Annotated in this window: 20 protein-coding genes; 12 read left to right on the plus strand and 8 right to left on the minus strand. The window is 62.1% G+C overall.

The annotated features are described in order from the left end of the window. Nucleotides 1-273 precede the first annotated feature (273 nt). Nucleotides 274-1161 carry a threonine/homoserine exporter RhtA gene (gene rhtA, locus QYE47_RS26410; protein ID WP_014591705.1) on the plus strand — a complete coding sequence of 296 codons (888 nt, stop codon included), beginning with the start codon at nt 274-276 and terminating at the stop codon, nt 1159-1161. A 192-nt stretch (nt 1162-1353) separates the two neighbouring features. Beyond that, on the plus strand, nt 1354-1635 hold the full coding sequence (locus QYE47_RS26415; RefSeq protein ID WP_014591706.1) for a hypothetical protein: 282 nt from the start codon (nt 1354-1356) through the stop codon (nt 1633-1635). A gap of 38 nt (nt 1636-1673) precedes the next feature. On the opposite strand, the gene QYE47_RS26420 is transcribed toward QYE47_RS26415, so the two are convergent. After that, entirely contained in the window at nt 1674-3482 is a 1809-nt protein-coding gene (locus QYE47_RS26420) for an aminopeptidase P family protein (RefSeq protein WP_070384140.1), read from the minus strand. Nucleotides 3483-3702: 220 nt separating this feature from the next. Between QYE47_RS26420 and QYE47_RS26425 the strand changes: the two genes are divergently transcribed. Continuing rightward, on the plus strand, nt 3703-4821 hold the full coding sequence (locus QYE47_RS26425; RefSeq protein WP_041167036.1) for a DUF3182 family protein: 1119 nt from the start codon (nt 3703-3705) through the stop codon (nt 4819-4821). Further along, nucleotides 4805-5575 carry an alpha/beta hydrolase gene (locus QYE47_RS26430; protein ID WP_019437607.1) on the plus strand — a complete coding sequence of 257 codons (771 nt, stop codon included), beginning with the start codon at nt 4805-4807 and terminating at the stop codon, nt 5573-5575. The genes QYE47_RS26425 and QYE47_RS26430 overlap by 17 nt, the downstream gene beginning before the upstream one ends. On the opposite strand, the gene QYE47_RS26435 is transcribed toward QYE47_RS26430, so the two are convergent. After that, nucleotides 5554-5934, minus strand: a complete 381-nt coding sequence (locus tag QYE47_RS26435) for an antibiotic biosynthesis monooxygenase (RefSeq protein ID WP_010953211.1) — start codon at nt 5932-5934, stop codon at nt 5554-5556. The two genes, QYE47_RS26430 and QYE47_RS26435, sit on opposite strands and share 22 nt — an antisense overlap. A gap of 81 nt (nt 5935-6015) precedes the next feature. Continuing rightward, nucleotides 6016-7008, minus strand: a complete 993-nt coding sequence (locus tag QYE47_RS26440; RefSeq protein WP_014591711.1) for a GlxA family transcriptional regulator — start codon at nt 7006-7008, stop codon at nt 6016-6018. 82 nt (nt 7009-7090) lie between these two features. Here QYE47_RS26440 and QYE47_RS26445 point away from each other — a divergent pair, with 82 nt between their 5' ends. After that, nucleotides 7091-7639 (plus strand): cysteine hydrolase family protein, encoded by a 549-nt coding sequence (locus QYE47_RS26445; protein WP_014591712.1) that lies wholly within the window; start codon nt 7091-7093, stop codon nt 7637-7639. A gap of 48 nt (nt 7640-7687) precedes the next feature. On the opposite strand, the gene QYE47_RS26450 is transcribed toward QYE47_RS26445, so the two are convergent. Continuing rightward, nucleotides 7688-8251 carry a helix-turn-helix domain-containing protein gene (locus QYE47_RS26450; protein ID WP_014591713.1) on the minus strand — a complete coding sequence of 188 codons (564 nt, stop codon included), beginning with the start codon at nt 8249-8251 and terminating at the stop codon, nt 7688-7690. An 84-nt stretch (nt 8252-8335) separates the two neighbouring features. Here QYE47_RS26450 and QYE47_RS26455 point away from each other — a divergent pair, with 84 nt between their 5' ends. The 7 genes from QYE47_RS26455 to QYE47_RS26485 all read left to right on the plus strand — a co-directional run bounded on the left by QYE47_RS26455 (nt 8336) and on the right by QYE47_RS26485 (nt 15494). Then, a complete protein-coding gene (locus QYE47_RS26455) occupies nt 8336-9286 on the plus strand; it encodes a DMT family transporter (protein ID WP_019437603.1) in 951 nt (316 codons plus the stop codon). A gap of 150 nt (nt 9287-9436) precedes the next feature. Next, complete coding sequence (locus tag QYE47_RS26460; RefSeq protein ID WP_070384141.1) at nt 9437-12352, plus strand: monovalent cation/H+ antiporter subunit A; 2916 nt, start codon at nt 9437-9439, stop codon at nt 12350-12352. Next, complete coding sequence (locus tag QYE47_RS26465; protein ID WP_003250128.1) at nt 12352-12696, plus strand: Na+/H+ antiporter subunit C; 345 nt, start codon at nt 12352-12354, stop codon at nt 12694-12696. Before QYE47_RS26460 ends, QYE47_RS26465 begins: the two co-directional genes overlap by 1 nt. After that, nucleotides 12693-14372, plus strand: coding sequence for a monovalent cation/H+ antiporter subunit D (locus tag QYE47_RS26470; RefSeq protein WP_019437601.1), 1680 nt, complete (start codon nt 12693-12695; stop codon nt 14370-14372). Before QYE47_RS26465 ends, QYE47_RS26470 begins: the two co-directional genes overlap by 4 nt. Then, on the plus strand, nt 14369-14857 hold the full coding sequence (locus QYE47_RS26475) for a Na+/H+ antiporter subunit E (protein WP_014591717.1): 489 nt from the start codon (nt 14369-14371) through the stop codon (nt 14855-14857). Before QYE47_RS26470 ends, QYE47_RS26475 begins: the two co-directional genes overlap by 4 nt. After that, nucleotides 14854-15132: a K+/H+ antiporter subunit F gene (locus QYE47_RS26480; protein WP_003250109.1), complete on the plus strand. Its 279-nt coding sequence runs from the start codon at nt 14854-14856 to the stop codon at nt 15130-15132. Before QYE47_RS26475 ends, QYE47_RS26480 begins: the two co-directional genes overlap by 4 nt. Next, complete coding sequence (locus tag QYE47_RS26485; protein ID WP_003250107.1) at nt 15129-15494, plus strand: Na+/H+ antiporter subunit G; 366 nt, start codon at nt 15129-15131, stop codon at nt 15492-15494. Before QYE47_RS26480 ends, QYE47_RS26485 begins: the two co-directional genes overlap by 4 nt. Nucleotides 15495-15506: 12 nt before the next feature. Here the strand turns inward: QYE47_RS26485 and QYE47_RS26490 are convergent, their stop codons facing one another. From QYE47_RS26490 to QYE47_RS26505, 4 genes are all read right to left on the minus strand, one after another. Next, a complete protein-coding gene (locus QYE47_RS26490; RefSeq protein WP_010953202.1) occupies nt 15507-15719 on the minus strand; it encodes a hypothetical protein in 213 nt (70 codons plus the stop codon). Then, complete coding sequence (locus tag QYE47_RS26495) at nt 15716-16186, minus strand: hypothetical protein (RefSeq protein WP_014591718.1); 471 nt, start codon at nt 16184-16186, stop codon at nt 15716-15718. Before QYE47_RS26495 ends, QYE47_RS26490 begins: the two co-directional genes overlap by 4 nt. A 345-nt stretch (nt 16187-16531) precedes the next feature. After that, nucleotides 16532-16726: a hypothetical protein gene (locus QYE47_RS26500; protein ID WP_012271507.1), complete on the minus strand. Its 195-nt coding sequence runs from the start codon at nt 16724-16726 to the stop codon at nt 16532-16534. A gap of 178 nt (nt 16727-16904) precedes the next feature. Then, nucleotides 16905-17309 (minus strand): TraR/DksA family transcriptional regulator, encoded by a 405-nt coding sequence (locus QYE47_RS26505; protein ID WP_003250099.1) that lies wholly within the window; start codon nt 17307-17309, stop codon nt 16905-16907. Nucleotides 17310-17675: the final 366 nt, after the last annotated feature.

The raw sequence follows: 17675 nt of genomic DNA on the forward strand, positions 1-17675 counted from the left end.
TCTACGCTTTCCTCAGAGCCTGTCAAGCGTTTATTTTGAAGTTTTTTGCGAGAAACTCGTTTAGCTTCAAACACTTGACTCAACACAGTGGCTAGCTTTGCTTCGCTACCGCGTTGGAGTGGTGCGCATTATAGGGAGGCCATCGAGAAGGTCAACCTTTAATTTCAATGATTTGAAATATTTCTGGCAAAGCCGCTTGAGGGCTACCACCTCCCCCACCAATTGCGCACTATATTGCTCACCACCTCCCCGCCCAAGGATTGCCGCACTTAAATGAACACCCAACCCCGCAGCCTGGCCGCCACCCTCTTCCCGATCGGCCTACTGCTTATCGCCATGGCCTCGATTCAGTCCGGCGCCTCCCTGGCCAAAAGCATGTTCCCAATCATCGGCGCACAAGGCACCACCACCCTGCGCCTGATCTTCGCCAGCATCATCATGCTGCTTATATTGCGCCCGTGGCGGGTACGCATGACCGCCAATACGTTGCGCAACGTGGTCATCTACGGCATGGCACTGGGCGGCATGAACTTCCTCTTCTATATGGCCCTGCAAACGGTACCAATCGGTATCGCCGTCGCCCTGGAATTCACCGGCCCGTTGACCGTGGCGATCTTCTCCTCGCGCCGAGCGATCGATTTCCTGTGGATTGCCCTGGCCATCGCAGGCCTGCTGCTGTTGCTGCCGGCAGGTCACAGCGGTCAGGCACTCGACCCAGTGGGCGCCGCCTATGCGCTGGGGGCGGGTGTGTGCTGGGCGCTGTACATCCTGTTCGGGCAACGTGCAGGGGCCGAGCACGGCATCCAGAGCGCGGCCCTGGGGGTGGTGGTCGCGGCCCTGTTCGTCGCCCCCATCGGTATCGCCCACGCCGGTAGCGCTCTGCTCACACCTGCCGTGATCCCCATGGCGTTTGCCGTTGCAATACTGTCCACCGCCCTGCCATACAGCCTGGAAATGGTTGCCCTCACGCGGATTCCGGCGCGCACGTTCGGCACCCTGATGAGCATCGAACCGGCATTTGGCGCATTGTCCGGCCTGCTTTTCCTCGGCGAGGTGCTGACGCTCACTCAATGGCTGGCGATTCTGGCAATCATTACCGCCTCGGTCGGCACCACCCTGTCCATGCGCAAGGCGCCCAGCCCGGCCATCGCAGCAGACTGACATGAGAAATATTTTCATTTGAGAAAGGATTAATGATTGTAGCAGCCTGTCTCGCTGATTAAGCTGTCACAGAATCATCATCTTTACGCTATCTACTGGGCCGAACACGGACGCCGAGAGAAGGTTCAGGAAGAACCGAAGCGACAACGACAGGGTCGTGATAACTGATTTGCCCTGCATTTAAGGACAGGAATGAAACGAATTTTTCTCATCCTGGCCATCTTGGCCATTGCTGGATGTGCCGCCACAGCCAAGACCGAGGTGAAAAGGGGCAAGAAGGGCCTGCATATCAATTGCTCCGGCCTTTCTTCCTCATGGGACAACTGCTACAGCAAGGCCGCAAGCGCCTGCAGCACGCGCGGCTACCGGGTCATTGCGCGCTCGGGCGATAGCGATGAAGAGGCCGGTGACTATTTGTTCGGCATCAACCCGGCGGGTTACACCAGCCGGAGCATGATCATCATCTGTAAATAGAGAAAAGGGCAGTTTGCAAACTGCCCTTTTCCCCTGCATTACAGCGGTGCAGTACGCACCTCCAACCAGGCTAGCGCATCCCCTTGGAGCAAGGGCGCCAGGCGCTCACGCACGCAGGCGTGGTAGCCGTTCAGCCACTCCACTTCCTCCTTGGTCAGCAACTCGGGCAACAGACAGCGGGTGTCGATAGGGCACAGCGTCAAGGTTTCGAACTGCAGGAAGTCACCAAAGGCACTCTTCCCCGCTTCGCGGTTGACCACCAGGTTCTCGATGCGAACGCCCCACTGCCCCGGGCGGTACGTACCCGGCTCGATCGAGCTGATCATGCCCACTTGCATCGCCGTCTGCGGTGCAGGTGCCGCCTGGTAGGCGATCACTTGAGGCCCCTCATGCACGTTCATGAAGTAGCCCACCCCATGGCCGGTACCATGGCCATAGTCGACCTGGTCAGCCCAGATCGGCGCCCGGGCAATGGCGTCGAGCAACGGCGACAGTATCCCTCGCGGGAACGTGGCACGCGACAAGGCAATCATGCCCTTCAGTACACGGGTGCAGTCCTGCTTCTGTGCCTGGCTTGGGTTACCGACAGGCACCATGCGGGTGATGTCGGTAGTGCCGCCCAGGTATTGACCGCCCGAGTCGATCAGCAGCAAGCCATTACCCTCGATGAGCGCATGCGACTGCTCGGTGGCACGGTAGTGTGGCATCGCGCCATTACCATTGAAGGCGGCAATGGTAGAAAAGCTCAGTGACACGAAATTCGGCCGTCGAGCACGCGCGGCACTCAATTGCTCGTCAACCGTCAGCTCGGTAATGACCTCCCGGCCGAGGTTGGCCTCGAACCAGGCGAAAAACTCGCACAAGGCTGCGCCGTCCTGCTCCATGACCTGGCGAATATGCACCAGGTCGTCGTCACCCTTGCAGGACTTGCTCAGCGTGGTGGGGTTGAGCCCCTCGACAAGAACCACCTCTGCCGCCAGGTTGTCCAGCAGGCCGCAGGTGACCCGTGCCGGGTCCACCAGCAGCCGCGCCCCCGCGGGAACGGTGCCTAGCACCTTGCCTGCTTCGCTGTAGTCGCGCACCTCGATGCCGTCGACCTCCAGCACATGGCGCAGGTGTGCGTCCGCCTTGTCCTGGCCCACGAACAGGATGGCCTGCTGCTGATTGATCAGGGCAAAGGCCAGGAAAACCGGATTGTAGGAGACATCGCTGCCGCGCAGGTTGAACAGCCAGGCAATGTCATCCAGGGTAGCGATGAAGTGCCAGTCGGCACCCTTGGCCTGGATGCCCTGGCGCAATTGCGCGAGCTTTTCCGCCCGGCTCACCGTGGCGTGTGGCGGCAGGTGCTGGTACACCGGGTTACCTGGCAGCGCCGGGCGCCCGTCCCAGACCTGACCCAGCAGGTCCATGTCTGTTACCAGCTGCGCTCCACGCGCCTTCAGCCGCTCAGCCAGCTGGCGCGCCGAAGCCAGGGCCATGACCGCACCATCCACTGCCACGCGACCGTTGGGCTCGACATTTTCGCCCAACCATTCCAACGCCCCGGGTTTGCCCGGCAACAGTTTCATCAGTTCGATGCCGCTGCCCTTCAGCTCCTGAGCTGCCTGCTCCCAGTAGCGGCTGTCGACCCACAGCCCGGCAAAGCCGGGGGTGACCACCAGCGTACCAACCGAGCCATGGAACCCCGAAAGCCACTGGCGCCCCTGCCAGTAACCGGGCAGGTATTCGGATAGGTGGGGGTCGGCCGAGGGGACCAGCAAGGCATCGATGCCTCCTGCCGCCATGGCTTGGCGCACGTGCACCAGTCGCTGCGGCACGCTTTGCTCAAGGGTGGTCTGGACGTTCATGCGCTCTCCTGCGGCTTCATAACGGTTGATCCAATAGGCCGATAATGGAACAGCCGCCAGGGCGCTGCAATCGCGACGACCAAGATACGGCATGCCTTGCCCACGACGCCCTGTGCCAATAGGACACTTCCTACAACAGGACCAGGACCACCGATCAAGTTTCCCTGAACTTCCCCAGGACACCGGCTTCACACACAGTACATTCATTGCACACAGGCAAATGACCATGCCCAGTGCCCTCGAACCGAAAGCCGGCGTGGTGTTGCTTGACACCCGCGACCACACGCCCGAACACGAGCACGGCGTTCATCTCAAGCTTGCCGAAGGCCTGGCACGTTTGCTGGGCTGCCCACTTATACAGCCCATGCGGCCGCCAGATGCAGCCGATGCCTACTATTATCTGCCAACCGAGACCCTGATCGACCCCAGACGATATGCCGGCTTGGGTATTTGCAGCGAACAGGACCTGTTTGGCGGCATGGTGCCGTACCCCTACATGGCGACCAAGGCGATCTCTCACCCGTTACCCGCCGGGGCCAGCTTCCCGCCAGGCTGGACCGACGACTTCGCCCGACAGGCCAGCGATGCCCTGCTGCGCGGCTACACCGTGTTCAGCAAAGCCGACGCTCGCACTGCCGCACAGTTGCTGCTGCTCGACGGCCCGCTGAGGGTCAAGCCGGTACTGGCTTGTGCGGGACGCGGGCAACAGGTCATCACCACTGCAGATGCCCTGGAGCCTCTGCTGGCCGATATGGATGACCAAACGTTGGCGCAGTGGGGCCTGGTGCTCGAAGAAGACCTGAGCGAGGTGCAAACCTTCAGCGTCGGCCAGGTGCGCGTCGCCGGCTTGACCTGCAGCTACCACGGCACCCAGCAACTGACACGTGACCATCAGGGTACCGAGGTCTACGGCGGTTCTGACCTGGTGGTGGTACGTGGCGACTATCAGGCGTTGCTACAGCTCCCACTAGAAGACCACCTGCGCCTTGCCATCAACCAGGCCATGGTTTACGAACAAGCCGCCGAGCAGCACTTCCCGGGCTTTGTCGCCTCACGTCGCAACTATGACATCGCCCGCGGCATCAGCCCTTCGGGCCATCTGTGCAGCGGGGTGCTCGAACAATCCTGGCGCCTGGGTGGTGCCAGCAGTGCCGAACTGTTGGCCCTGCAGGCATTTGCCGATGACCCCGCATTGCAACGGGTGCGTGCTTCCACCCACGAAGTATTCGGCAACCCCGACCTGCCCGCTGACGCCACCCTCTTTTACCAAGGAAACGACAGTGAACTCGGACAACTCAGCAAATTTGCGCGGATTCGCGACCATGGCCATTCAGAGTGAAACCGTTGAACTGCAGGTCGAGAATGACCACATCGCCGGCACCTTGGTCAGCCCGGGCACCAAAATGCCGGGCATTCTCTTCGTACACGGCTGGGGCGGCAGCCAGCAACGTGACCTGGCCCGCGCCCGGCATATCACCGGACTGGGATGCGTGTGCATGACCTTCGACCTGCGCGGTCACGAAAAAACTGAAAGCCAGCGCCTCACGGTCACCCGTGAACAAAACCTGCAGGACTTGCTGGTGGCTTACGATCGACTGGTCAGCCACCCGGCGGTCGACAACAGCGCCATCGCCATTATCGGCAGCAGCTATGGCGGTTACCTGGCGACTCTGCTGACCCGCGAACGGCCGGTCAGGTGGCTGGCCCTGCGGGTACCTGCCATGTACTGGGATGACGAATGGGGCAGCCCGAAGCAAACCCTTGACCGTCAACGCCTGAATGCCTATCGCCAGCGCCCCCTGGGCCCGGCCGACAACCGCGCGCTGGCCGCGTGCGCCGAATTCGGCGGGGATGTATTGCTGGTGGAGTCCGAGCAGGATGACTACGTGCCGCACAGTACCTTGATGAATTACCGCTCGGCGTTCGTCAACGCCCACTCGCTCACCCATCGCATCGTCGACGGCGCCGACCACGCGCTGTCCAGCGAACAGAGCCAGAAAGCGTACAGCTCGCTCCTGGCGGCATGGATCAGCGAAATGGTCATCGGTGCCCGCCTGGATCGCTACCCGCACTACGCACCTTGGTATGCCTGAGGACCGCCCATCTGGCAATGCAGGACGCCATCGTCCCCGCGCACCAGGCTGCGCAGGGCCTGGTAGGCGGCGAAGTTGACACCGCGTGCCTGATGCTGGCCCAGCAGGTCAAGAAACGATTCCTCGACGAAGTGCACGGCCGCCGCAGCCCAGGCCTGGCGTGACTGCCATTGCAGGTACTGCAATACTCGGCAGCCATCGTCGCTGGCCTGGATACTCACACCCTGCAGCCCTTCGCAACGCGCAGCCAATGCTTCACTACGCTCCACCAGGGCCTGAGCCAATGCTTGCTGGTACATACTGGGCACTTCGTATTCGATCATCTGGGTGAACCACAAGGCATGAGGTGTTGCCAACATCGACAGTCTCCTGGCTACGTACGCATGCAGCGCGATGTCGAGCAGGGTAAAACCTCAAGTAAAGTCAAGGTCAAGTGGTTTCTACAGACCCTGGCTGGATACCGCAAACCGCCGCCGATAGTCACTCGGGGTAAGGCCGATGACACGCTGGAATACCTTGCGAAACGCGCCCGGATCCTGGTAACCGACACCCCACGCGATCTGTTCGACGGTGCGCCGGGTAAACTCCAGCAAGCGGCACGCCCGCCCCACCCTCACCTGCTGGCAATACTCGGTCGGGCGCAGCCCGGTAGCGGCACGAAAGCGCCGCAAGAAAGTGCGCGCCTCCAGCCCCGCGCAGGCCGCCATCGTGGCCAGGTCGGCATCCTGCCCGCCATTGCCCTGCAACCAGTGCTGCACCTTCAACACGGCCTCGTCGCCGTGGTCCAGGCGCGGGTTGAACACAGCGCCGGGCAGCGGCGCCGCGACCGGATCGACGGCCAGATAGCGGGCAGTCTCCTGAGCCACCGTCGCCCCCAAAAAGCGCTCCAGCAGGCGCAAGCCGAGGTCCGTCCAGGCCATCAACCCTGCCGAGGTCACGATGTCGCCGTCATCCAGCAACGGCTGCTGGGCCTCTACCCGCACCCTTGGGAAGCGCTGGGCAAGCGCCTGCACATAGTTCCAGTGCGTGCAGGCCGGGCGCCCGTCGAGCAAACCGCTGGCGGCAATGAAAAATACACCGATGCATACCGACGCCAGCACCGTACCACGCCCGTGCAGCAGGCACAGTGGCGCGCGATGACGTTCGAGCAACTCGCCTTGCGGTGCCGACTCCAGGCTTGGCGGAATGATCAGGACGCGCAGGCCCGGTACAGTGACAGCTGAGTTATCCGACGCAGGCAACAACTGCCCCGCCTCATCTGCCTGCCAGCAACTGACGCGAATGCGCGGCAACTCGACGGCCCCCAGTTCGGCCGCAACCCGGTTGGCCACCAGGAACAGGTCGGCCAGGCCATGCACAGCGGCCCGCTGCACGCCGGGGTATAGCAGCAAGCCGATATCCAGGTTAGCGCCGGTGTCAGTTTTTGCCCGCATAGTGTCGCTCGCGCCAATCCTCAGGTGAGTGAACACAGCCTATAACTAACGTCTCTCGACGACTACTGCCACAGGAGGCAGCATGAGCAAGCAGGCACTGATCATCATCGACATCCAGAACGACTACTTCCCGGGCGGCAAGTGGCCCCTCGATGGCGTCGACCAGGCGGCCGACAACGCTGCCCGCCTGCTGGCGGCAGCACGCCAGCGCGGCGACCTGGTGGTGCATGTGCGGCATGAGTTCGACACTGCCGATGCACCCTTCTTTACCCCCGGTTCGCAGGGTGCGGCCATCCACGCCAAGGTCGAGCCATTGCCGGGCGAGCCGGTGGTGCTCAAGCACAAGGTCAACGCCTTTCTCGGCACCGATCTTGAGCACACGCTGGACCGGCATGGCGTCGAGGCGCTGACCATCGTCGGCAGCATGAGCCACATGTGCATTGACGCTGCCACCCGGGCTGCGGCCGATATGGGCTATCAAGTGACCGTGGCGCACGATGCCTGCGCAACCCTGCCACTGACCTTCGACGGCAAGCAGGTGCCGGCGGCTCATGTGCACGATTCGGCGATGGCGGCGCTGGCGTTTGCGTATGCCGATGTGGTGAAGACCGACGAGCTGCTGAAAAACTGATCAGCTTGAGACCTTTGGGGCCGCACAGCAGCCCCAAAGCCTGCAGGCTCAAATCGCCACATTGCGCACAAACCTAACAGCCACCACACCATCGTTACGGTAGGCATACCGGCAGTTGCTGGGGAACACATGGAACTGCCCCACCTGCAAGCGATGCTCGACCTCTTCGATGATCAGCGTCAGCTGCCCATCGACCACATAAATCTGCTCGCTCCAGCCTTCGGCATCGGCCTCACTGCAATAGCACTCCCCTGGTGCCAGGGTCCATTCCCAAAGTTCCACCTCGCGCCTTGCCGGGCTGGTGCCCAGCAACACCGCTCTGCTCTGCGGGTGTTCGCCGGCCCACGCCAGCTCTTCAATGCGCCCGGGGTCGCGCAGGTCTGGCGCCTGGATCAGGGTACTGAAAGCCACGCCCAAGGCTTCGGCAATCAGGTCCAATGTGGTCAGGCTGACATTCTTCTCGCCCGCCTCGATCGCGACCAGCATGCGCCGACTGACCCCTGAACGCTCGGCCAGCGCCGCCTGACTCAAGCCGGCGGCGTTGCGCAGACTGCGCACATTGAGGCTGACATGTTGCAGCACCGATGCCCGGTGCGAAGAATCCTTGTGCACTATATTGCTCACTGATCAGGATTGCGCAGTATACTGCCCACTTTTGCGGCGATTGTGCGCCGCCCTTTCCGAGTGTGCAAGACCATGAACCAGCCCAACAGCAAGCCTACTCCTGCCGTCACCTTTCGCCTCAGCAAGGCCGAACTGGTGCTGGTATTCATCACCATGTTGTGGGGCGGCACTTTCCTGTTGGTGCATAACGTAATGACCGTCAGCGGCCCGATGTTCTTCGTCGGCCTGCGTTTCGCGGCAGCCGCGCTGTTCGTTGGTGTGGTCTCAGCACGTGCGCTGCCCGGCCTGACCTTCACCGAACTGAAGGCCGGCATGCTGATCGGCGTGTCGATCATGCTCGGCTATGGCCTGCAGACCATGGGCCTGCAAACCATCAGCAGCAGCCAGTCAGCGTTCATCACTGCGCTGTACGTCCCGTTCGTGCCGCTGCTGCAGTGGCTGGTGCTGGGGCGGCGGCCTGGCCTGATGCCCAGCATGGGTATCTGCCTGGCATTCATCGGCCTGATGCTGCTGGCCGGGCCGGAAGGCGGCAGCCTGCGTTTCAGCGAGGGCGAACTGGTCACCCTGATCAGCGCCGTGGCCATCGCCGGTGAAATCATTCTGATCAGCCGCTACGCCGGTCAGGTCGATGTGCGCCGGGTTACGGTGGTGCAATTGGCGACTGCATCGCTGCTGGCGTTTGTGATGATCGTGCCGACCCAGGAGCGCATCCCCGACTTCTCCTGGCTGTTGCTGGCCAGCGCAGTGGGCCTGGGCGCAATGAGTGCAGTGATCCAGGTGGCGATGAACTGGGCACAGAAGTCGGTTTCGCCTACCCGCGCCACACTCATCTATGCCGGTGAACCGGTGTGGGCCGGCATCGTCGGGCGTCTGGCTGGCGAGCGCCTGCCTGGCGTGGCGCTGCTCGGCGGCCTGCTGATCGTGGTTGCCGTAGTGGTCAGTGAACTCAAGGTGCGGCGCCCTCGTGAAACCGTCGAAACATGCGATGTGCAGAACCCGGGCGAACGCCAGGCGGGGCTGTAAAACGGTCAACAGCGGCTATTCTTTGTAAAAAACTGTTATAAAAAAAACGCTTGTCACAGCCGGTTTGTAGGATCCTGCGACAGCTTGCGTGTTGGTGATAAACACCTCGGCACGTATGATTCTTTGCAAACTTCTCCAGAATAGGCCGCTATGTCCTTGATAGTGCTATTGCTTCTGCCGTTCGTGGGCAGTTGCCTGGCAGCTGTGCTGCCGCACAACGCACGTAACGCCGAGTCCATTCTTGCCGGGCTCGTAGCCCTGGTCGGCACCGTCCAGGTAGCACTTCTGTACCCTCAGGTTGCCCATGGTGGCGTCATTCGCGAAGAGTTCCTGTGGCTGCCCAGCCTGGGAATGAACCTGGTGTTGCGCATGGACGGCTTTGCCTGGCTGTTCTCGTTGCTGGTACTGGGCATTGGCGCACTGGTATCGCTGTATGCCCGCTACTACATGTCACCACAAGATCCGGTACCACGCTTCTTCGCGTTCTTCCTGGCCTTCATGGGCGCCATGCTCGGCCTGGTCATCTCCGGCAACCTGATCCAACTGGTGTTCTTCTGGGAACTGACCAGCCTGTTCTCCTTCCTGCTGATCGGCTACTGGCACCACCGCGCCGACGCCCGTCGTGGCGCCTACATGGCGCTGATGGTAACCGGCGCAGGCGGCTTGTGCCTGCTGGTAGGGGCCCTGCTGCTCGGCCATGTGGTCGGCAGCTATGACCTGGACAAGGTTCTGGCTGCCGGGCATACCATCCGCCAGCATGCGCTTTACCCGGTGCTGCTGCCCCTGATACTCATCGGCGCCCTGACCAAGAGCGCACAGTTTCCCTTCCAGTTCTGGCTGCCCCACGCCATGGCAGCGCCCACACCGGTGTCGGCCTATTTGCACTCTGCAACCATGGTCAAGGCCGGGGTGTTCCTGCTGGCACGCCTGTGGCCGGTACTTTCCGGTAGCGAGGAGTGGTTCTGGATCGTCGGCGGTGCCGGTGCCCTCACCCTGCTGCTCGGCGCTTTCGCCGCCATGTTCCAGAATGACCTCAAGGGCCTGCTGGCCTATTCGACCATCAGCCACCTGGGCCTGATTACCCTGCTGCTGGGCCTTAACAGCCCGCTGGCTGCCGTCGCCGCGGTATTCCACATTCTCAACCATGCCACCTTCAAGGCCTCGCTGTTCATGGCCGCCGGCATCATCGACCACGAGAGCGGCACCCGTGACATTCGCCGCCTCAGCGGCCTGATCCGCCTGGTGCCCTACACCGCGACCCTGGCCATGGTCGCCAGCGCGTCGATGGCCGGCGTTCCACTGATGAACGGCTTCCTGTCGAAGGAAATGTTCTTCGCCGAAACGGTATTCATCAGTTCCACCGCCTGGGTCGAGGCCACGCTGCCGGTAATCGCCACCCTGGCCGGCACCTTCAGCGTGGCGTATGCCCTGCGTTTTACCGTCGATGTGTTCTTCGGGCCGACAGCCCAGGACCTGCCCCATACCCCGCACGAGCCGCCACGCTGGATGCGTGCTCCGGTGGAGCTGCTGGTGCTCACGTGCCTGGTAGTGGGCATCTTCCCCACTCAGTCGGTCGGCCCCCTGTTGGCCGCTGCGGCCCTGCCGGTGGTTGGCGGTACCCTGCCGGAATACAGCCTGGCCATCTGGCATGGCTGGAACGCGCCGATGATCATGAGCCTGGTCGCCATGAGCGGCGGCATCGTCCTGTACCTGTTGCTGCGCAAGCAACTGCGCCTGGGCCGCTTCCCCTACCCACCCGTGATCGAGCGCTTCAATGGCAAGCGACTGTTCGAGCACGGCCAGGTTCACCTGATGCTGCTGGCGCGTCGCATCGAGCGCGTGCTCACCACCCGCCGACTGCAGTCGCAGCTGTTCATGCTGGTATTCGCCGCGTTCCTCGCGGGCCTCACGCCTATGCTGTATAGCGGCCTGAGCTGGGGTGATCGCCCGAAGATTCCCGGTTCGGGCGTGTTCGTCGCCCTGTGGCTGATCGCCATTGCCTGCGCCATCGGCGCCGCCTATCAGGCCAAGTACCACCGCCTGGCGGCACTGATCATGGTCAGCGTCTGCGGCCTGATGACCTGCATCACTTTCGTCTGGTTCTCTGCGCCCGACCTGGCACTGACCCAGTTGGTGGTGGAAGTGGTCACCACCGTGCTGATCCTGCTTGGCCTGCGCTGGCTGCCACGGCGTATCGAAGGCGTGTCGCCGCTGCCTGGTAGCCTGGAGCGCGCGCGCATGCGCCGCCTGCGCGACTTGCTGCTGGCCGTGCTGGTGGGTGGCGGCATGGCCGTGCTGTCGTACGCCATGCTGACCCGGCCGACGCCCAACGACATTTCCTCGTTCTATTTGAGCCGTGCATTGCCTCAGGGCGGCGGCACCAATGTTGTCAATGTCATGCTGGTCGACTTCCGCGGCTTCGATACCCTCGGTGAAATCACCGTATTGGTGGCTGTGGCATTGACCGTGTTCGCCCTGCTACGGCGCTTCCGTCCTCCGAAAGAGAGCATGCAGCTGCCGGCGCAACAACGCCAGTTGGCGCCAGACGTGGTCACCGACCTGATCAACCCGCGGCATGCCACCGATACCGCGCTGGGCTTCATGATGGTGCCGGCAGCGCTGGTGCGCCTGCTGCTGCCGATCGCCTTGCTGGTGTCGATGTACCTGTTCATGCGCGGGCACAACCAGCCCGGCGGCGGGTTTGTCGCTGGCTTGGTCATGTCGGTGGCGTTCATCCTCCAGTACATGGTGGCCGGCACCCAGTGGGTCGAGGCGCAGATGAGCCTGCGGCCGCTGCGCTGGATGGGCACCGGGCTGCTGTGCGCGACCCTGACCGGGGCCGGCGCCATGCTGCTGGGTTACCCGTTCCTCACCACCCATACCGCCCACTTGCACCTGCCGTTGCTAGGTGATGTGCACGTGGCCAGCGCGCTGTTCTTCGATATCGGCGTATACACCGTCGTGGTCGGCTCGACCCTGCTGATCCTCACGGCCCTGGCGCACCAGTCGGTGCGCGCCTATCGCCCGGGCAACCCGGCAAAAACCAGCCAAGCAGGAGCCGCCTGATGGAAGAAGTGATTGCAGTCGCCATCGGCGTGCTGGCTGCCTCCGGGGTGTGGCTGATCCTGCGCCCGCGTACCTACCAGGTGATCATGGGCCTGTGTCTGCTTTCTTACGGGGTCAACCTGTTCATCTTCAGCATGGGCAGCCTGTTCATCGGCAAGGAGCCAATCATCAAGGATGGCGTTACCCAGGACCTGTTGCATTACACCGACCCGCTGCCACAGGCACTGGTGCTCACCGCCATCGTCATCAGTTTTGCCATGACCGCGCTGTTCCTGGTGGTGCTGCTGGCCTCGCGCGGCCTGACCGGTACCGACCACGTGGACGGCCGGGAGCGTGACGAATGAGTGGTATGAGCCAACTGATTGTCGCCCCCATTCTACTGCCGCTGATTACGGCGGCGATGATGTTGCTGCTGGGTGAAAAGCACAGGCATATCAAGGCCAGTCTGAACCTGCTGTCAACCTTCACCGGCCTGGCAATCGCGGTCTCTCTGCTGCTGTGGGTGCGCACACAGGGCCAGGCAGCATCGATCGGCGTGTACCTGCCAGGCAACTGGCCAGCGCCGTTTGGCATCGTGCTGGTAGTGGACCACCTGTCCGCGCTCTTGCTGAGCCTGACCGGGGTCATCGGTTTCAGCGCCCTGCTGTTTGCCCGTGCCCGCTGGGACGGTGCAGGGGCCAGCTTCCATGCGCTGTTCCAGATCCAGTTGATGGGGCTGTACGGCGCCTTCCTCACCGCCGACCTATTCAACCTGTTCGTCTTCTTCGAAGTGCTGCTGGCTGCCTCCTATGGCTTGCTGCTGCATGGTTCGGGGCGTGCGCGGGTGCGTTCCGGCCTGCACTACATCGCTATCAACCTGTTTGCCTCGTCACTGTTCCTGATCGGCGCAGCGATGCTGTATGGCGTGACCGGCACCCTGAACATGGCCGACCTGGCGCTGAAGGTTCCACTGGTACCGGAGGCCGACCGTGGCCTGCTGCATGCCGGCGCGGCAATCCTGGCCGTGGCCTTCCTGGTCAAGGCCGGTATCTGGCCGCTGAACTTCTGGCTGGTGCCAGCTTACGCGTCAGCCAGCGCGCCGGTGGCTGCACTGTTCGCCATCATGACCAAAGTCGGCCTGTACGCCGTGCTGCGCCTGTGGACGCTGCTGTTCTCCGGGCAGGCCGGGGCCTCGGCGCATTTCGGCGGCGAATGGCTGATTTACGGCGGCCTGGTTACCCTGGCGGTGGCAGCGGTATCGATCCTGGCAGCACAGCGCCTGGAGCGTATGGCGGCACTCAGTATCCTGGTTTCGGCCGGCACGCTGCTGGGTGCGGTGGGTTTTGCCCAGGCGGCCCTGACCGGCGCGGCGCTGTTCTACTTGGTCAACTCGACACTTGCGCTGTGCGCACTGTTCCTGCTCGCCGAACTGGTCGAACGCTCACGCTCAGCCAATGAAGCGCCGCTGGACGAAGAAGAAGACGCCATGCCACCGCCACTGGAATCGCTGCACCCGCCCAAGGGCATCAACCTCGACGATGAACAGCAGGTGGTAATCGGCCAGATCATCCCGTGGACCATGGCCTTCCTCGGCCTCAGCTTCATTGCCTGCGCTCTACTGATCATCGGCATGCCGCCGCTGTCGGGCTTTGTAGGCAAGCTCAACCTGATCAGCGCGCTGTTCAATCCACTGGGCCTCGGCGTACCGGCCGAGCAGCCGCTGAGTGCCGCCGGCTGGGGCCTGGTGGCGTTGCTGATCCTGTCCGGCATGGCCTCGCTGATCGCCTTCGGCCGCGTCGGCATCCAGCGTTTCTGGAAGCCCGAAGAGCGCCCGTCACCGGTGCTGCGGCGCTATGAATGCCTGCCCATCGTCATCCTGCTCGGCTTGTGCCTCATCCTCAGCTTCAAGGCCGAGCCGTTGCTGCGCTACACCCAGGACACTGCCGCCAGCCTGCAGGCCCCCGATGCCTATATCAAAGCCGTGATGGCCGCCCAGCCGATTCCTGGCCCCACCTCGCGCGACGTACAGGTGCAGCCATGAACCGACTGTTCCCCGCTCCACTGTTATCGGTCTCGCTGTTTGGCCTGTGGCTGCTGCTGAACCTCTCGGTCAGCCCCGGCAACCTGCTGCTGGGCGCCGCACTTGGCATACTGGCGCCACTGTTGATGGCGCCCCTGCGCCCGCAGCATGCACACGTACGGCGCCCCCTGGCCATCGCCCGCCTCATCTGCCGGGTCGGCATCGATGTGATCACCTCCAACCTGCTGGTGGCCCGTGGTGTGCTGCGGGCCGGCAAGCAACCGCCCCGCTCTGCGTTCGTTCACATACCATTGGCATTGCGTGACCCCCACGGCCTGGCAGCGCTGTCGATGATCACCACCGTGGTGCCTGGCACAGTCTGGTCCGAACTGGCACTGGACCGCAGCGTGCTGTTGCTGCATGTGTTTGAGCTGGACGATGAAGCGGCCTTCATACAGCACTTCAAGGACACTTACGAACGCCCGCTTATGGAGATTTTCCAATGACAGGCCTGCTCGCCAATGCCGTCCTCGCCAGCCTGTTCATCTTCGCCCTGGCCATGGGCCTGGCGCTGATCCGGCTGTTCCGTGGCCCGTCCGCCCAAGACCGCGTGCTGGCCCTGGACTACCTGTACATCCTGGCCATGCTCACCATGCTGGTGCTGGGTATCCGTTATGCCAGTGACACCTACTTCGAAGGTGCCCTGCTGATTGCACTGTTTGGTTTCGTCGGCTCGTTTGCCTTGGCCAAGTTTCTGCTGCGCGGTGAGGTGATCGAATGACTGAAGCCCTGGTACTGCCCTTCTGGCTGGAGCTGGTCACCGCCGCGCTACTGCTCACCGGCAGCCTGTTCGCGCTGGTCGGTGCTATAGGCCTGGTACGCCTGAAAGACTACTTCCAGCGCATGCACCCGCCAGCGCTGGCCTCGACCCTTGGTGCCTGGTGCGTTGCACTGGCCTCGATCATCTACTTTTCGTGGCTCAAGGGCACCCCGGTGCTCCACGCGTGGCTGATTCCGATCCTGCTGTCGATCACCGTGCCGATAACCACGCTGTTGCTGGCGCGGGCGGCGCTATTCCGCAAGCGCATGTCGAAAGAGCCGGTGCCTGAAGAGGTCAGCAGCGGCCGAGACCGTGGCAATTGAAGGTTTGCCGTCTCAACCTTGGCTGAGACGCTGCAACTCGCGCCGTACCATGGCGGCATACGGTGGCGGGCTGAGGCGATAGAGCTCAGCCGCCACCCAAGTCAACCAGGCGCCTTGCAGCTTCTCACGCCCGGCCAGCAAACGTTCTGCCTCAGCCACGGCATCTGCCTGGTGCTGCCGATGAAACTCGGCCCGCGAGGCTGGTGAGTCGTGACTGTCGGTCATTCACTGGCCTTGAAGGTGGTCAGTTCACCCTTGCGCCATTTGGCGACCTTGCCAGTCACTGCTTTAAGCAACTTGCCCAGGCCTTCCTGCACTTGCTGCTGCGCGGCGAATACCAGCATCACGCCATGGCCTTCACGAAATACGATGCCCTCGCCTTCCGGCACAGAAACGAAGGCGTAATCACCCACGCCATACACATTCAACTTGATGTCGCGAAAGCGCATTTCCAACTTGCCACCTTCGCGGCTGGGCAATACGGCAGCACGAAAGTGGTCGCCGACTTTCAGTTCAAGGCGCTGCTTGTCATCGACCACCAGTGCACTCTCGGTGTCGATTTCGGCCATGTACAGGCCTTCGGGACTCTGTTCGGTGACATAGATGAAGCGGCCCTGAAACAGTTGGGCCAATTTACCGCGCAAGTCGCCCAGGGCGAACAACGCATGCGTATCAAGTGTGCTGACTGCCAATGAAGTAATCCTCAACCGGTTACAACCCGCCCTCACCCAAGCTCGGGGAGGCACGGCCATTTCTTATCGATAGGCAAAAAGAGTAATAAAGCGATATGCGAAATGTCTGTGCTCGCCGACGATGCAGCGTGCAGGAATCTTTACTCTGGTTTGCCAGACTCGCCCTCAACCGAAGGCGTTTGGCTCATTCCCGGCTTGGGAAGCGTGATGCCTGAAATCACTCGCCAGAAAACGCAACCAATGGCGTGAGCCTGCAAGAAGACAAGCCCTGGCATCCATGTGCGCATTACTGTAGGACAAATATGCCCGAAAACACCGAAACCCGTCGAGAGGCAATAAACATTTTCAGGCAGCCAGCCCTTTCTTCAGCTGCTGCTGCCAGGCAGCCTGGCACTCAAGCGCTTCTTCGCGCGTGGCGAAGGCGGTGCCGCGACGCTCTCCATTGACCAGCACTACCCAGCAAATACGCTTGCCCAGCGCCTGCAAGGTGGCCGGCACACCCGACCCTATCATCACAGCCACATCGACTCGGCTATTCATCATCCCCTCCGGAATTTAATTAGCACCCTAACGATAAAGCCATGATACGCCTGACAGTGACGCGGAAACAGCGCATCGCGGTACAGCAGTGTTTCGTAAGGCGCAACAAAAACGGTCTCGTCGAGAAACGCAAAAAGCCCCAGGGATAGCTCCGAGGGGCTTGGCACCACGCGCGGTTTTATACCTGGCGCTGGTGGCGGTCGAGCTGCTCGTGGCGCTCCTGGGCTTCGATGCAGTACTTGGTGGTCGGGCTGATCAGCAAGCGCTTCAGGCCGATGGGCTCACCACTGTCATCGCACCAGCCGAAGCTTTCGTCGGCAATACGGTCCAGGGCCATTTCCAGCTGTGGTAGCAGGCGCTGGTCGCGGTCGATGGCATTTACCAGCCAGCTACGTTCTTCTTCGACCGAAGCCACGTCGGCAGGGTCTGACGGAGTGTCCAGGCCTTCGATGGTGGTGCGGCTGAGTTCGATGCGTTCATGGGTTTCGACTTTCATCGCCTGCAGCAGCTCAGTAAAGAAGGCAAGCTGGTCGGCGTTCATGTAGTCATCGGCCGACATGGCCAGCAACTGTTCCTTGGTCATCGATTTCTCTATGAAAAAATGTGCATTTGGGCGATTCATGTGCCGTCGATGCCTATGCATCGCCAGCGGAATTCTTCAAGCGCCAACCGGCACTCTTTTACAGGGGGCGGCAGTCTAAGGCGCCACGCCGCGTGGAGCAACTGCAAATGGGTGCGAATTTGCTTCCACTGCTCACAATCCGCCGGTCGGCACCCCAGCTCAGCTGCTGGGCCAGCAGTAAACTGAGATTCTGGCAGTGCCCATTCGCCTGCTGTTGCCGTTGCCGTTGCCGTTGCCGTTGCCGTTGCCGTTGATCTTGATCTTGATCTTGATCTTGATCTTCGCGACTTCAGGAGGCCGAACGCAGGCCTTGCGGAGGCAGGTGAC

Source organism: Pseudomonas sp. 2,4-D (assembly GCF_030418155.1).
Taxonomy (GTDB): Bacteria; Pseudomonadota; Gammaproteobacteria; order Pseudomonadales; family Pseudomonadaceae; genus Aquipseudomonas; species Aquipseudomonas alloputida.

Bases quoted from the DNA above. Each gene is read 5' to 3' on its own strand.
- QYE47_RS26460 (WP_070384141.1), top strand. From the start codon at position 9,437: ATGTCCTTGATAGTGCTATTGCTTCTGCCGTTCGTGGGCAGTTGCCTG.
- QYE47_RS26420 (WP_070384140.1), bottom strand. From the start codon at position 3,482: ATGAACGTCCAGACCACCCTTGAGCAAAGCGTGCCGCAGCGACTGGTG.
- rhtA (WP_014591705.1), top strand. From the start codon at position 274: ATGAACACCCAACCCCGCAGCCTGGCCGCCACCCTCTTCCCGATCGGC.
- QYE47_RS26435 (WP_010953211.1), bottom strand. From the start codon at position 5,934: ATGTTGGCAACACCTCATGCCTTGTGGTTCACCCAGATGATCGAATAC.
- QYE47_RS26470 (WP_019437601.1), top strand. From the start codon at position 12,693: ATGAGTGGTATGAGCCAACTGATTGTCGCCCCCATTCTACTGCCGCTG.
- QYE47_RS26425 (WP_041167036.1), top strand. From the start codon at position 3,703: ATGACCATGCCCAGTGCCCTCGAACCGAAAGCCGGCGTGGTGTTGCTT.
- QYE47_RS26455 (WP_019437603.1), top strand. From the start codon at position 8,336: ATGAACCAGCCCAACAGCAAGCCTACTCCTGCCGTCACCTTTCGCCTC.
- QYE47_RS26465 (WP_003250128.1), top strand. From the start codon at position 12,352: ATGGAAGAAGTGATTGCAGTCGCCATCGGCGTGCTGGCTGCCTCCGGG.
- QYE47_RS26430 (WP_019437607.1), top strand. From the start codon at position 4,805: ATGGCCATTCAGAGTGAAACCGTTGAACTGCAGGTCGAGAATGACCAC.
- QYE47_RS26500 (WP_012271507.1), bottom strand. From the start codon at position 16,726: ATGAATAGCCGAGTCGATGTGGCTGTGATGATAGGGTCGGGTGTGCCG.
- QYE47_RS26445 (WP_014591712.1), top strand. From the start codon at position 7,091: ATGAGCAAGCAGGCACTGATCATCATCGACATCCAGAACGACTACTTC.
- QYE47_RS26490 (WP_010953202.1), bottom strand. From the start codon at position 15,719: ATGACCGACAGTCACGACTCACCAGCCTCGCGGGCCGAGTTTCATCGG.
- QYE47_RS26415 (WP_014591706.1), top strand. From the start codon at position 1,354: ATGAAACGAATTTTTCTCATCCTGGCCATCTTGGCCATTGCTGGATGT.
- QYE47_RS26475 (WP_014591717.1), top strand. From the start codon at position 14,369: ATGAACCGACTGTTCCCCGCTCCACTGTTATCGGTCTCGCTGTTTGGC.
- QYE47_RS26485 (WP_003250107.1), top strand. From the start codon at position 15,129: ATGACTGAAGCCCTGGTACTGCCCTTCTGGCTGGAGCTGGTCACCGCC.
- QYE47_RS26440 (WP_014591711.1), bottom strand. From the start codon at position 7,008: ATGCGGGCAAAAACTGACACCGGCGCTAACCTGGATATCGGCTTGCTG.
- QYE47_RS26480 (WP_003250109.1), top strand. From the start codon at position 14,854: ATGACAGGCCTGCTCGCCAATGCCGTCCTCGCCAGCCTGTTCATCTTC.
- QYE47_RS26505 (WP_003250099.1), bottom strand. From the start codon at position 17,309: ATGACCAAGGAACAGTTGCTGGCCATGTCGGCCGATGACTACATGAAC.